Annotated in this window: 16 protein-coding genes; 6 read left to right on the plus strand and 10 right to left on the minus strand. The window is 66.4% G+C overall.

Features of this window, described 5'->3' with window-relative positions:
- Positions 1 to 8: 8 nt before the first annotated feature.
- The 3 genes from QTI51_RS18655 to QTI51_RS18665 form a co-directional block, all read right to left on the minus strand.
- Entirely contained in the window at positions 9 to 374 is a 366-nt protein-coding gene (locus QTI51_RS18655) for a response regulator (RefSeq protein WP_116909476.1), read from the minus strand.
- Complete coding sequence (locus QTI51_RS18660) at positions 374 to 772, minus strand: response regulator (RefSeq protein WP_081271091.1); 399 nt, start codon at positions 770 to 772, stop codon at positions 374 to 376. The genes QTI51_RS18655 and QTI51_RS18660 overlap by 1 nt, the downstream gene beginning before the upstream one ends.
- A gap of 84 nt (positions 773 to 856) precedes the next feature.
- The gene (locus QTI51_RS18665) at positions 857 to 1,027 is read right to left on the minus strand and encodes a rubredoxin (RefSeq protein ID WP_007838397.1); all 171 of its coding nucleotides are present in this window, start codon (positions 1,025 to 1,027) and stop codon (positions 857 to 859) included.
- A gap of 111 nt (positions 1,028 to 1,138) precedes the next feature.
- On the opposite strand from QTI51_RS18665, the gene thiD reads away from it, so the two are divergent.
- The 3 genes from thiD to QTI51_RS18680 all read left to right on the plus strand — a co-directional run bounded on the left by thiD (position 1,139) and on the right by QTI51_RS18680 (position 4,056).
- The gene (thiD, locus tag QTI51_RS18670; protein WP_116909477.1) at positions 1,139 to 2,101 is read left to right on the plus strand and encodes a bifunctional hydroxymethylpyrimidine kinase/phosphomethylpyrimidine kinase; all 963 of its coding nucleotides are present in this window, start codon (positions 1,139 to 1,141) and stop codon (positions 2,099 to 2,101) included.
- Between the two features lie 5 nt (positions 2,102 to 2,106).
- Positions 2,107 to 3,387: a glutamate-1-semialdehyde 2,1-aminomutase gene (gene hemL, locus QTI51_RS18675; RefSeq protein ID WP_286516009.1), complete on the plus strand. Its 1,281-nt coding sequence runs from the start codon at positions 2,107 to 2,109 to the stop codon at positions 3,385 to 3,387.
- A gap of 165 nt (positions 3,388 to 3,552) precedes the next feature.
- Complete coding sequence (locus QTI51_RS18680; RefSeq protein WP_116909478.1) at positions 3,553 to 4,056, plus strand: hypothetical protein; 504 nt, start codon at positions 3,553 to 3,555, stop codon at positions 4,054 to 4,056.
- 41 nt (positions 4,057 to 4,097) lie between these two features.
- On the opposite strand, the gene purH is transcribed toward QTI51_RS18680, so the two are convergent.
- Genes purH through dusB form a run of 3 tightly spaced genes read right to left on the minus strand, consistent with a single transcriptional unit; the run spans position 4,098 to position 7,036 of the window.
- Entirely contained in the window at positions 4,098 to 5,705 is a 1,608-nt protein-coding gene (gene purH, locus QTI51_RS18685; protein ID WP_116909479.1) for a bifunctional phosphoribosylaminoimidazolecarboxamide formyltransferase/IMP cyclohydrolase, read from the minus strand.
- A 15-nt stretch (positions 5,706 to 5,720) separates the two neighbouring features.
- Positions 5,721 to 5,957, minus strand: a complete 237-nt coding sequence (locus QTI51_RS18690; RefSeq protein WP_007838304.1) for a Fis family transcriptional regulator — start codon at positions 5,955 to 5,957, stop codon at positions 5,721 to 5,723.
- A gap of 17 nt (positions 5,958 to 5,974) precedes the next feature.
- Positions 5,975 to 7,036: a tRNA dihydrouridine synthase DusB gene (gene dusB, locus QTI51_RS18695; RefSeq protein ID WP_116909480.1), complete on the minus strand. Its 1,062-nt coding sequence runs from the start codon at positions 7,034 to 7,036 to the stop codon at positions 5,975 to 5,977.
- Between the two features lie 239 nt (positions 7,037 to 7,275).
- Between dusB and QTI51_RS18700 the strand changes: the two genes are divergently transcribed.
- On the plus strand, positions 7,276 to 7,740 hold the full coding sequence (locus QTI51_RS18700; RefSeq protein WP_116909481.1) for a YqaA family protein: 465 nt from the start codon (positions 7,276 to 7,278) through the stop codon (positions 7,738 to 7,740).
- Here QTI51_RS18700 and QTI51_RS18705 read toward each other — a convergent pair whose 3' ends face one another.
- The 4 genes from QTI51_RS18705 to ychF all read right to left on the minus strand — a co-directional run bounded on the left by QTI51_RS18705 (position 7,741) and on the right by ychF (position 10,327).
- The gene (locus QTI51_RS18705) at positions 7,741 to 8,415 is read right to left on the minus strand and encodes a glutathione S-transferase family protein (protein ID WP_116909482.1); all 675 of its coding nucleotides are present in this window, start codon (positions 8,413 to 8,415) and stop codon (positions 7,741 to 7,743) included.
- Between the two features lie 92 nt (positions 8,416 to 8,507).
- The gene (locus QTI51_RS18710; protein WP_116909483.1) at positions 8,508 to 8,693 is read right to left on the minus strand and encodes a hypothetical protein; all 186 of its coding nucleotides are present in this window, start codon (positions 8,691 to 8,693) and stop codon (positions 8,508 to 8,510) included.
- Positions 8,690 to 9,211 carry an ATPase gene (locus QTI51_RS18715; protein ID WP_116909655.1) on the minus strand — a complete coding sequence of 174 codons (522 nt, stop codon included), beginning with the start codon at positions 9,209 to 9,211 and terminating at the stop codon, positions 8,690 to 8,692. The genes QTI51_RS18710 and QTI51_RS18715 overlap by 4 nt, the downstream gene beginning before the upstream one ends.
- Before the next feature lie 24 nt (positions 9,212 to 9,235).
- Positions 9,236 to 10,327, minus strand: a complete 1,092-nt coding sequence (ychF, locus tag QTI51_RS18720) for a redox-regulated ATPase YchF (protein WP_116909484.1) — start codon at positions 10,325 to 10,327, stop codon at positions 9,236 to 9,238.
- Between the two features lie 287 nt (positions 10,328 to 10,614).
- Here ychF and QTI51_RS18725 point away from each other — a divergent pair, with 287 nt between their 5' ends.
- Both QTI51_RS18725 and QTI51_RS18730 read left to right on the plus strand, forming a co-directional pair.
- A complete protein-coding gene (locus QTI51_RS18725; protein WP_116909485.1) occupies positions 10,615 to 11,592 on the plus strand; it encodes a substrate-binding domain-containing protein in 978 nt (325 codons plus the stop codon).
- A gap of 66 nt (positions 11,593 to 11,658) precedes the next feature.
- The gene (locus QTI51_RS18730; protein ID WP_116909656.1) at positions 11,659 to 12,612 is read left to right on the plus strand and encodes a sugar ABC transporter substrate-binding protein; all 954 of its coding nucleotides are present in this window, start codon (positions 11,659 to 11,661) and stop codon (positions 12,610 to 12,612) included.
- Positions 12,613 to 12,641: the final 29 nt, after the last annotated feature.

A 12,641-nucleotide genomic window follows, 5' to 3' on the forward strand; every position in this document is an offset into this window, starting at 1 on the left:
GCTCTCGCTCAGTTCAGCGCGGTGATCTTGGACATCAGGTCGGCCGCGTTGACCGGCTTCACGATGTAGTCGCGTGCGCCCTGGCGCATGCCCCAGACGCGGTCGGTTTCCTGGTTCTTGCTGGTGCACAGGATGATCGGGATGGCCGCGTACTTCGGGTCGCGGGCGATGGCGCGCGTGAGCTGGAAGCCGTTCTGGCCGGGCATGACCACGTCCATGAGGATCAGGTCGGGGTGCTCTTCCTCGAGGCGGCGCATGGCGTCGTCCGCGTTCTCGGCGGTCTTGACGGCAAAACCGTTCTTCTGGAGCAGGTCGGACAGGAACATCAGTTCCGTCTTGGAGTCGTCGACGACGAGGATTTTTCGAATGGGCATCACTGCGCTTCCTGTTGAACGATGCCAAACTGCTGCACGGCCTGCAGCAGCTGGTCTTTGGTGAAGGGCTTGGTCAGGTAGTCCTGGGAGCCGACCATGCGGCCGCGCGCCTTGTCGAATACACCGTCTTTCGAAGACAGCATGACGACCGGCACGTTGGAGAAATGGGCGTTGCGCTTGATGATGGCGCAGGTCTGGTAGCCGTCGAGCCGCGGCATGAGGATGTCGCAGAAAATCAGGTGCGGCTTGTGGTCGTTGACCTTGGAGAGCGCGTCGAAGCCGTCTTCCGCAAGAAGAACCTCGTGACCGCCCTGCTTCAGAAAAATCTCGGCACTGCGCCGGATGGTGTTGCTGTCATCGATGACCAGCACCTTGTAACCGGATCCATTCGGGCCCATAGCAAACGCTCCTGCTCATGAGACTTGGAAGCCCGCCGCGCCGAACACCGACGCAGACCGCGTAGCTCTATCTATGCCATGCTTTCAGATTTCAACCATTTCGAAGTCTTCCTTGCGCGCACCGCACTCAGGACAGGTCCAGTTCATCGGAACATCCGCCCAGGCCGTGCCTGCCGCGATACCGTCTTCCGGTACACCAACCGCTTCGTCATAGATCCACCCACAAATCAGGCACATCCAAGTTTTCGTGTTCATCGGAGCTTAAAGTCCTTGTTCATTAAATGCAACGAGTGTATCTATGCGTATCTCACTGGCCGACCGTAAACGTCGCGCCTATGCCACCATCCAGGGGATTCAGCCCGGCGTATGACCATCTACTTACTTCCAGCAGAGAACGCCCGCAACCCGGGCGATCTTAACGACCCCTCGCAAGACGACGACGAGGTGTCCGAGCGCGACCTGAATCCCCCCTGCGTGCTGGTGTTCAACGCCAGCGACCCGAGCGGTGCGGGCGGGCTGGGCGCCGACGCCCTGGCCATGGCGTCGGTGGGCGCACACATCCTGCCCGTGGTGACGGGTGCCTACGCCCGGGACACGGCCGAGATTTTCGACCACTTCCCCTTCGACGAGGAGGCCATCGCCGAGCAGGCGCGCGCCATCCTGGAGGACGTGGAAGTGCAGCTCATCAAGGTAGGTTTCGCCGGCACCCCCGAGGCGCTGAGCACCATCGCCGAGACCGCGGCCGACTATCCCGAGGTGCCCGTGGTGGCCTACATGCCCAACCTGTCGTGGTGGGACGAGAACCTGATCGAGCCCTACCTGGACGCGTTCCGGGAGCTGGTTTTGCCCCAGACGACCGTGTTGGTCGGAAACCACAGCACCCTGTGGCGCTGGCTGCTGCCCGACTGGAGCGGCGACCGCCCGCCCGGTGCGCGCGACATCGCCAAGGCCGCCGGCGAGTTCGGCGTGCCCTACACGCTGGTGACCGGCATGGTGCTGCCCGAGCAGTTCATCGACAACGTGCTGGCGTCGCCGCAGTCGGTGCTCGCCAACGAGAAGTACGAGCGGCTCGAGGCCGTCTTCGCCGGCGCCGGCGACACCCTGTCGGCCGCGCTGGCCGCGCTGCTGGCCAGCGGCACCGACCTGGTGGCCGCCACCTCCGAAGCGCTGGCCTACATGGACCGCTGCCTCGACGCGGGCTTCCGTCCCGGCATGGGCCATGTGCTGCCCGACCGCCTGTTCTGGGCCGAGCCCGAGGACGAAGAAGACGACGACGAGCCCGACGCCGAACCCGATTTCGCCCTCCCACCCCACGACACCCGACACTGATCCCGATGACCGACCGCAACGACATTCTTTTCGAGCGCGCCCGCGCCGTGATCCCCGGGGGCGTGAACTCGCCCGTGCGCGCCTTCAAGGCCGTGGGCGGCACGCCCCGCTTCATCCAGCGCGCGCAGGGCGCCTACTTCTGGGACGCCAACGACAAGCGCTACATCGACTACATCGGCTCCTGGGGCCCGATGATCCTGGGCCACGGCCACCCCGCGGTGGTCGAGGCGGTGCAGAAGGCCGTGCTCGAGGGCTTCTCTTACGGCGCGCCGACCGAGCGCGAGATCGAGCTGGCCGAGGCCATCCTCGCGCTGGTGCCGTCGATGGAAATGGTGCGCCTCGTGAGCTCGGGCACCGAGGCCGCCATGAGCGCGCTGCGCCTGGCGCGCGGCGCCACCGGTCGCAAGAGCATCGTCAAGTTCGAAGGCTGCTACCACGGCCATGCCGACGCACTGCTGGTGAAGGCCGGCTCCGGCCTCGCCACCTTCGGCAACCCGACCTCGGCCGGCGTGCCGCCCGAGGTGGTGCAGCACACGATCGTGCTCGAGTACAACAACCTGCAGCAGCTCGAAGAGGCCTTCGCGCTGCACGGCAACGACATCGCCTGCCTGATGATCGAGGCCATTGCAGGCAACATGAACTTCGTGCGCGCCACGCCCGAGTTCGCGAAGCGTTGCCGCGAGCTGTGCACGCAGCACGGCGCGCTGCTGGTGTTCGACGAAGTGATGACCGGCTTTCGCGTGGGCCTGCACGGCGCGCAGGGCGTGCTGGGCGTCAAGCCCGACCTGACGGTGCTGGGCAAGGTCATCGGCGGCGGCATGCCGCTGGCGGCCTTCGGCGGCCCGCGCGCCATCATGGAACAGCTCGCGCCGCTGGGCCCGGTCTACCAAGCCGGTACGCTGTCGGGCAACCCGGTGGCCACGGCCTGCGGCCTGGCCACGCTGAAGGAAATTGCCAAGCCCGGCTTCTACGAGGCGTTGGGCCGCAAGACGCGCTCGCTGGTCGACGGCCTGAAGGCCGCGGCCGCCGCCGAAGGCCAGCCCTTCAACGCGGACAGCGAAGGCGGCATGTTCGGCTTCTTCCTGATGAAGGACCTGCCGCAGAACTACGCCACCGTGATGACCACCGACAACGCGCAGTTCAACGCGCTGTTCCACGGCCTGCTGGACCGCGGCGTGTACATCGCGCCGGCGCTCTACGAAGCCGGCTTCGTCAGCGCCGCGCACACCGACGAAGACATCGCGGCCACCGTCGAGGCCGCGCGAGAAATCTTCAGGAAGCGCTGAGCGCGGCGGCCGGCCGAGGCCGGCCGGGTGTCACGGATTCTGGTGTTACGCCGTGTATATTGCCCCGGCGCAGCGCGAGGCGAGTCCCGCGGGCGCATGCCCCAGGGAACAAAAAACACGGCCGCCACAGCAGCTGCCAACCAGATACCGAGGACGCCCCGACCCATGAACCCCTTGCGCCTGCTGCCCCTGCTGGGTGCCCTTGTGCTTCCCGCGCTCGCATCCGCTCAGTCTGCGCAGCCCTCCCCGTCCGACCCGTCCTTCGAGCCGAAGAACATCTGGATCAACCCGGGCTTCTATTCGGCGCACTTCGACGGCGGCAAGGGGCTGGAGAACGTGAACCAGGGGTTGGGTTTCGAGTACCCGCTGAGCGACACCTACCGCATCACCGCGGGCACCTTCCGCAACAGCGACCGCCGGCAGTCGAACTACGTCGGGCTGTACGTGCTGCCCTTCGAGTTCTACGGCGTGAAGTTCGGCGCTGTGGTGGGCGGCTTCGACGGCTACCCCAACTACCGCAACGGCAACTGGTTCCCGGCCATCCTGCCGACGGCGGCCATCGAAGGCAAGAACTGGGGCCTGAACATCGCCTACGTGCCGACGATCAAGAACCGGCTGTACGGTGCCATCACCTTCCAGCTGAAATACCGGTTCGGCAACCACGAGTAAAGACCCGCGGCCACCGATCACCGATACCCGGGTTCCGCCGTTCAGTGGCGGAAGTGGCGCACGCCCGACAGCACCATCACCACGCCGCGCTCGTCGGCAGCGTCGATCACTTCCTGGTCGCGCATCGAGCCACCCGGCTGGATGACGCAGCTCGCGCCCGCGTCGACCACCACGTCGAGGCCGTCGCGGAACGGGAAGAAGGCGTCGCTGGCCACGGCCGTGTCCTTCAGCGACAGGCCGGCATGCTCGGCCTTGATGCTGGCGATGCGCGCCGAATCGAGCCGGCTCATCTGGCCCGCGCCCACGCCCATCGTCATGCCGTTCGCGCAGAACACGATCGCGTTGCTCTTCACGTACTTCGCGACCTTCCATGCGAACAGCAGGTCTTGCAGCTGCTGCGGCGTGGGTTGCTTCTTGCTGACCACCTTCAGGTCGCTGGCCGCGAGCTCGTGGTTGTCGGCGGTCTGGATCAGCAGGCCCGAGCCGACGCGCTTCACGTCCATGGCGTTGCGGCCGTTGTCCCAGTCGCTGCTGCCACCCTTGGGCAGTGCGATTTCCAGCACGCGCACGTTCAGCTTGGCCTTGGTGGCCTGGAACACTTCCAGCGCCTCGGGCGTGTAGCCCGGTGCCATCAGCACTTCGACGAACTGCTTGGCGATCTCCTGCGCGGTGGCGCCGTCGACCGTGCGGTTGAAGGCGATGATGCCGCCGAAGGCCGAGGTCGGGTCGGTCTTGAAGGCCTTGCCGTAGGCCTCGGCCGCGTCCTTGCCGATGGCCACGCCGCAGGGGTTGGCGTGCTTCACGATCACGCAGGCGGGCACGTCGAAGCTCTTCACGCATTCCCATGCGGCATCGGCGTCGGCGATGTTGTTGTAGCTCAGCTCCTTGCCCTGCAGCTGCTTCGCGGACACGAGCGAGCCCGGCGCCGGGTACAGGTCGCGGTAGAACGCGGCCTGCTGGTGCGGGTTCTCGCCGTAGCGCAGGTCCTGCACCTTCACGAAGCGGCCGTTGCTCTGCGCGGGGAACAGCGAGCGCGTGGGCGCGGGCTGGCCGATGCTGGCGTCGAAGTCGATGGCCGAGAGGTAGTCGCTGATGGCGCCGTCGTAGTCGGCAATGCGGTTGAACGCGGCCACCGAGAACGCGAACTTGGTCTTGTCGCTGAGCTTGCCGCTCGCCTTCAGCTCGGCCAGTGCCACCGCGTACTGCGAGGCGTCGGTCAGCACGCCCACGTCCTTCCAGTTCTTGGCCGCGCTGCGCACCATGGCCGGGCCGCCGATGTCGATGTTCTCGATGGCGTCTTCCAGCGTGCAGCCGGGCTTGGCCACCGTGGCTTCGAACGGGTACAGGTTGACCACCAGCAGGTCGATGGTGTCGATGCCGTGTTCCTTGATGGCGGCCACGTGCGCGGGCACGTCGCGGCGCGCCAGCAGGCCGCCGTGGATCTTCGGGTGCAGCGTCTTCACGCGGCCGTCGAGCATTTCAGGAAAGCCGGTGTGGTCGGCCACCTCGGTCACGGGCAGGCCGGCATCGGCCAGCAGCTTGGCGGTGCCGCCGGTGGACAGCAGCTTGATGCCCAGCGCGTGCAGCGCCTGGGCGAATTCGAGGACGCCGGTCTTGTCGGAAACGGAGATGAGTGCAGTCTGAGCCATGGATGTGCCGTGGAGTTATTTCAAAAGTTTGTGCTCGACCAATTTCTTGCGGAGCGTGTTTCGGTTCAGGCCGAGCCATTGGGCGGCCTTCGACTGGTTGCCTTCGGCGCGTGTCATGACGACATCGAGCAGGGGCTTCTCGACCACGCGCACGAGCATTTCGTACATGCCGTCGGGTTCGGTGCCGCGCAGATCGCGAAAGTAGCTGTCCAGACTGGTGCGCACGCAGTCCTCGATGTGTTTCTTACTCATTGCTTCTTCTCTTCTTCTCAATCGACGGCGCAAGCCGCCTCCTCTTCGCCGGACAGTTCGTCGTCCGCCTCTTGCTGCACGGGCATGCGTTCCATGCGGTCCGCGAGCCCGTCGAAATAGTCGCCGACCGCGCGCAGCTGCTCGCCGCAGTCCTCGATGGTGTTCATGCGCGCGCGAAACGCCTCGCCCTCGGGCAGGCTGCGCACGTACCAGCCGATGTGCTTGCGCGCCGTGCGCACACCGCTGTAGTCGCCGTAGAGCGCGTAGTGCTCCACGAGGTGGTCGAGCAGCAGGCGGCGCACTTCGGCCACCAGCGGCGGCGCGCGGTGCGTGCCCGTTTCGAGAAAGTGCGCGATCTCGCGAAAGATCCACGGCCGGCCTTGCGCGGCGCGCCCGATCATCACCGCGTCGGCGCCCGTGGCGGCGAGCACGTCGCGCGCCTTCTCGGGCGAACGCACATCGCCGTTGGCCACCACCGGCACGCGCACCGCGGCCTTCACGGCGGCGATGGTGTCGTACTCGGCATGGCCCTTGTAGCCCTGCTCGCGCGTGCGCCCGTGCACGGTGAGCATCTGCACGCCGGCCGATTCGAAATCGCGCGCCAGCTTCACCGCGTTGCGATGGTCGTGGCTCCAGCCGGTGCGCATCTTCAGCGTGACCGGCACGTTGTACGGCTGCGCCGCGTCGACCACGGCCTGCACGATCTCCAGCGCCAGCGGCTCGTCGCGCATCAGCGCCGAGCCCGCCCACTTGTTGCACACCTTCTTGGCCGGGCAACCCATGTTGATGTCGATGATCTGCGCGCCGCGCTCGATGTTGTAGACCGTGGCCTCGGCCATCATGGCCGCGTCGGTGCCCGCGATCTGCACGGCGATGGGGCCGGGCTCGCCCTCGTGGTTCGCGCGGCGCGAGGTCTTCAGCGTGCCCCAGAGTTCCTTGCGCGAAGTGACCATCTCGCTGACCGCATAGCCCGCGCCGAGTTCGCGGCACAGCATGCGAAAAGGCCGGTCGGTCACGCCGGCCATGGGCGCGACGAACAGGCGGTTTTCCAGCGTGTGGGTGCCGATCTGCAAGGTCATGGGAAGGGGGGAGCGGGCGCGTTCGGCTGCTGAAAAATGAGGCACGATTGTAGCCATGCCGCGTTTCAGCGACTGAAACGATTTGCGCCCTGGGTACCCGCGGGGTACCTGTGCGGCACCGGTGTAAATACGGCCGCGTCGCGGGGCTTTCTCCCACGCGCATGCGACGTGAGCGCTGCCTATACTGCGCGAGCCCTCCGCGGGGCCCTATCGGCCTCTACGGGGACTTCACCCACCTTATGCAAGCCTGGCTCGACTCTCTCATGGCGCTGCTGGCGCTGCCGCAATACGGCCTCTCGACGTTGTTCGTGGCCGCGTTCATTTCCGCCACGCTGCTGCCGGTCGGCTCCGAGCCCTTTCTGTTCGGGCTGCTCAAGCTCAACCCCGACATGTTCTGGCCGGCCATCGCGGTGGCGACGGTGGGCAACACGCTGGGCGGCGCGGTCGACTGGTGGATGGGCTACGGCGCGCACAAGGTGGCGGACAAATACTCGCACTCGAAACACCATGTGCGGGTTCTGGGCTGGCTGGAGCGGCTCGGCCCGAAGGCCTGCCTGCTCAGCTGGCTGCCGCTGGTGGGCGACCCGCTGTGCGCGGTGGCCGGCTGGCTCAAGCTGCCGTTCTGGCCCTGCGTGGCCTACATGGCCATCGGCAAGTTCCTGCGCTACATCACCATGACGGTGGCGCTGCTGCAGATCTTCTGATCAGCTCAGCAGGCCGTACGGGCCGCCGCGCTCGAGCGCGCGCTTGTACGCGGGGCGCGCATGAATGCGCTCCAGGTACGCCATGAGCCTGGGCCGCTTCGCGTCGAGCCCGCCGCGCGCCTGCGAGGCTTCGACCGGAAAGCTCATCTGGATGTCGGCGCCGCTGAACTCGTCGCCGGCAAACCATTCGCTCTTGCCGAGCTCGGCTTCCATGAAGCTCAGGTGGCCCGCGATGTTCGGGTTGATGAACGCGCCCTTGGCCTTGGCCGCGATGGCCTTGGCGATGGGCTTCGCGAAGAACGGCATCTTCGCGGTCTCGATGCGGTCGAACACCAGCTTCAGCAGCAGCGGCGACATGGCCGTGCCTTCGGCAAAGTGCAGCCAGTAGCGGTAGCGCAGCGCCTCCGGCGTGCCGGCCGCGGGCGCGAGGCGGCCCTGGCCGTAGCGCTCGATGATGGTCTCGATGATCGCGCCCGATTCCGCGAGCGTGAGTCCGTCGTCCGTGGTGACAACCGGTGACTTGCCCAGCGGATGAACGGCCCGCAGCGAAGCGGGCGCCAACATGGTTTGCGGATCGCGCTGGTAGTGGACGATCTCGTAGGGCAGCCCCAGCTCTTCGAGCAGCCAGAGCACGCGCTGCGAGCGCGAGTTGTTGAGGTGGTGGACGGTGAGCATGAGGGCGGGCCTTGTGGAGGAATTCGGAGCGCGCGGAGTCTACCGAACAATCGCCTCGAGACCGCCCGCCGCCGACCGAAGGCACAACCGCCTTATTTCACGCCTGCCCTGCGCAATTCCTCTGCGGTGACGCGAACGAGCTTCTGGTCGCGCTGCACGACGATCGCGGTGTCGGTGCGCACGGCGGCTTCCCGCGCGGCCTTGGCGGCCCGCCGGATCGCAATCAGCGATGCCGCCAGGTCCTTGTCCTTGGCCTGAGTGAGCTGGTCGCGGGTCATGGTGCTTCCCCCCATTCAATGAGCGCCGGCTCTTCGCCGGCGTTGTCGTACAGCGCCCAGGCATTCACGGCACCGCGGTAGCGTTCGTCGAAATTTCGACGTCCCGCTTCGAAGCGCCGGCGAATCACGTCCTCAGGAATGTGATGACCGCCCTGCCGTACACGTTCGGCCACGCGCGCCACAGCGAATTCCGCGGTCGGCAGCGCCAGAAAGAAAAGGCTCACGTGATAGCCAGCCTTGCGCCACTCGCCGATATGTCGCAAGTAGCCGAGCCCCGACAGCGTGGTCTCGAAGGCAAAGCTCTCCCGGCGGCGGACGCAGGCGGCAATCTCGTCCAGCATCAGCCGGCCGGCCTTGATGGCTTCGGCCTCCGGTGCAAACGGTGACAACCCCGCTGCAATGAGGTCGGCATTGATGAACCGCTGGGTCTGCGCTTCCTGCGGCAGGAAAGCGCGGGCGAAAGTGGTTTTGCCCGCGCCATTGGGGCCCGCGATGACGACGATCTTCGGATGGCTCATCAACGGGGCTCTGTGCTCCGGCCCTCAGGAGCTGAACAGGAAGTTCATCACGTCCCCATCCTTCACGACGTATTCCTTGCCTTCCGAACGCATCTTGCCCGCGTCCTTCGCGCCCTGCTCGCCCTTGAAGGCGATGTAGTCGTCGAACGCGATGGTCTGGGCGCGGATGTAGCCCTTCTCGAAGTCGCCGTGGATCACGCCGGCCGCCTGCGGGCCGGTGTCGCCGATGTGGATGGTCCAGGCGCGCACTTCCTTCACGCCGGCGGTGAAGTACGTCTGCAGGCCCAGCAGCTTGAAGGCCGCGCGAATCAGGCGGTTCAGGCCCGGCTCTTCCTGGCCGATCTCGGCGAGAAACATCTTCTTGTCTTCGTCGTCCATCTCGGCCAGGTCGGCTTCGATCTTGGCGCAGATGGCGACCACGGGCGCGCCCTGCTTGGCGGCGTATTCGCGCAGGCGGTCGAGGTAGGGGTTGTTCTCGAAGCCGTCTTCGGCCACGTTGCCCACGAACATGGCGGGCTTGGCGGTGATGAGCGTGAAGCTCTTCACCAGCGGCTGCTCTTCCTTGGTGAACTCGAGCGCGCGCACCGGCGTGTTCTCGTTCAGCGCGGCCTGGCAGCGCTCGAGCAGGCCGACCAGCTTCTGCGCGTCCTTGTCGCCAGAGCGCGCCACCTTGGTGTGGCGGTGCAGCGCCTTCTCGACCGTGGCCAGGTCGGCCAGGCAGAGTTCGGTCTGGATCACCTCGATGTCGGAGATCGGGTCGACCTTGCCGGCCACGTGGATCACGTTCTCGTCGTCGAAGCAGCGCACCACGTTCACGGTGGCGTCGGTTTCGCGGATGTGCGCGAGAAACTTGTTGCCCAGGCCTTCGCCCGTGCTGGCACCGGCCACCAGGCCGGCGATGTCGACGAACTCGACGATGGCGGGCACCACGCGCTCGGGCTTGACGATCTCGCTCAGCTGGGCAAGGCGCGGATCGGGCACTTCCACCACGCCCACATTGGGCTCGATGGTGCAGAACGGATAGTTTTCCGCCGCGATGCCGGCCTTGGTCAACGCGTTGAAAAGGGTGGATTTACCGACGTTGGGCAGGCCGACGATGCCGCATTGCAAACTCATGGGGGGTCCTCTTGGGTAACCGTCGATTTTAGGCGAGCACGCCTGCGCGCCCGGGCGGCGGGGCATCGAATCCCTTCGTGAACCGCGTTCCGCCCCGTTCTCACCCGCTTTTCACGCCCCGTTTCCGCACAGCTTCCGACCCCGTTTCCGCCCTGTTTTCGCTCCAGATCGTCAGGGTAAGCACCGACTCGCAAACGTTTGCGCAAACGTTTCCTTCTACTAATATTGCAGCCCCGGCAAAGACCGGCGCCCGCACATACCAAGAGACATCCGGAGACACGCACAACATGAAGTTCACTCGCCGCACCTTGCAAAGCACCGCCGCCCTGGCCCTGCTGGGCGCCCTCGCCTCGACCCCCGCCCTCGCGCAAGCCCAGGCCCAAGCAGGGGCCCAGAACCCGCCGAAGATCGCGCTGGTGATGAAGTCGATGGCCAACGAGTTCGCCCGCACCATGGACAGCGGCGCGCGCGCCCACCAGAAGGCGCACGCCGCCCAGTACACGCTGGTGGCCAACGGCATCAAGGACGAGACCGACACCTCCGCGCAGATCAAGCTGGTCGAGCAGATGCTCTCGCAGAAGATCGATGCGCTGGTGATCGCGCCGGCCGACTCCAAGGCCCTGGTGCCCGTGGTCAAGGCGGCCATCGACAGGGGCATCCTGGTGGTCAACATCGACAACAAGCTGGACGCCGACGCGCTCAAGGACAAGGGCATCCAGGTGCCCTTCGTCGGCCCGGACGACCGCGGCGGCGCCAGGCAGGTGGGCGACTACCTCGGCAAGAGCCTGAAGGCGGGCGACAAGGTCGCCATCATCGAAGGCGTGCCCACCACCTTCAACGCCCAGCAGCGCACGCTGGGGCACCGCGACGCCATGAAGGCCGCGGGCATCGACGTGGTCAGCGTGCAGTCCGGCGCCTGGGAAATCGACAAGGCCAGCACGGTCGCCTCCAGCCTCATGCGCGAACACCCCGACCTGAAGGCCCTGCTCTGCGGCAACGACAGCATGGCGCTGGGCGCCGTGGCCGCGGTGCGCGCGGCGGGCAAGACCGGCAAGGTGCTGGTGGTCGGCTACGACGACATCAGCGCCGTGAAGCCGATGCTCGCCGACGGCCGCCTGCTGGCCACGGCCGACCAGTCGGCGGTGCGCATCGTCACCACCGGCATCGAGACCGCGCTGAAGGCGCTGGCCGACAAGCAGACGCAGGCCACCATGCCGCCCCAGGTAATTACCAGTGTGGCGCTGGTGACCAAGCAGTCCAAATAGAGCCCGTTCGCAAACGACAACCGCAGCCCTTCCATCCATCCAAGGAGACACACCATGAAGCACGCCATGAAGTTCACCCGCCGTACCCTGCAGAGCGCCGCCGCGCTGGCCCTCCTGGGCGCGTTCGCCGCCACGCCCTCCTTCGCGCAGGACAAGCCCAAGGTCGCGCTGGTCATGAAGTCGCTGGCCAACGAGTTCTTCCGCACCATGGAAGACGGCGCCAAGGCGCACCAGAAGGCGCACGCCTCCGAATACACGCTGGTGGCCAACGGCATCAAGGACGAGACCGACACCGCCGCGCAGATCAAGATGGTCGAGCAGATGGTGGCGCAGAAGATCAACGCGCTGGTCATTGCGCCGGCCGATTCGAAGGCGCTGGTGCCCGTCATCAAGGCGGCCATCGACAAGGGCATCCTGGTGGTCAACATCGACAACCAGCTCGACGCCGCCGCGCTGAAGGAAAAGGGCATCCAGGTGCCCTTCGTGGGCCCCGACAACCGCGCCGGCGCCAAGCTGGTGGGCGACGCGCTCGCCAAGGAGCTCAAGTCGGGCGACAAGGTCGGCATCATCGAAGGCGTGTCGACCACCTTCAATGCGCAGCAGCGCACGCTCGGCTACCAGGACGCCATGAAGGCGGCCGGCGCCACGGTGGTGGGAGTGCAGTCGGGCCAGTGGGAAATCGACAAGGGCAACACGGTGGCCGCCGGCATGATGCGCGAGCACCCCGACCTGAAGGCCCTGCTGGCCGGCAACGACAGCATGGCGCTGGGCGCGGTGGCCGCCGTGAAGGCCGCGGGCAAGACCGGCAAGGTGCTGGTGGTGGGCTACGACAACATCGGCGCCATCAAGCCCATGCTGGCCGACGGCCGCGTGCTCGCCACGGCCGACCAGTTCGCCGCCAAGCAGGCCGTGTTCGGCATCGAGACCGCGCTGAAGGCCATCGCCGACAAGAAGAAGCAGTCCGAAATGCCCGCCGAGGTGAAGACCGACGTGGTGCTGGTCACCAAGTCGTCGAAGTAAATGTCGCTCGCCCCCCGGCTTCGCGCACT

Origin of the sequence: Variovorax sp. J22G73 (assembly GCF_030317035.1) — a bacterium.
Lineage (GTDB): Bacteria > Pseudomonadota > Gammaproteobacteria > Burkholderiales > Burkholderiaceae_C > Variovorax.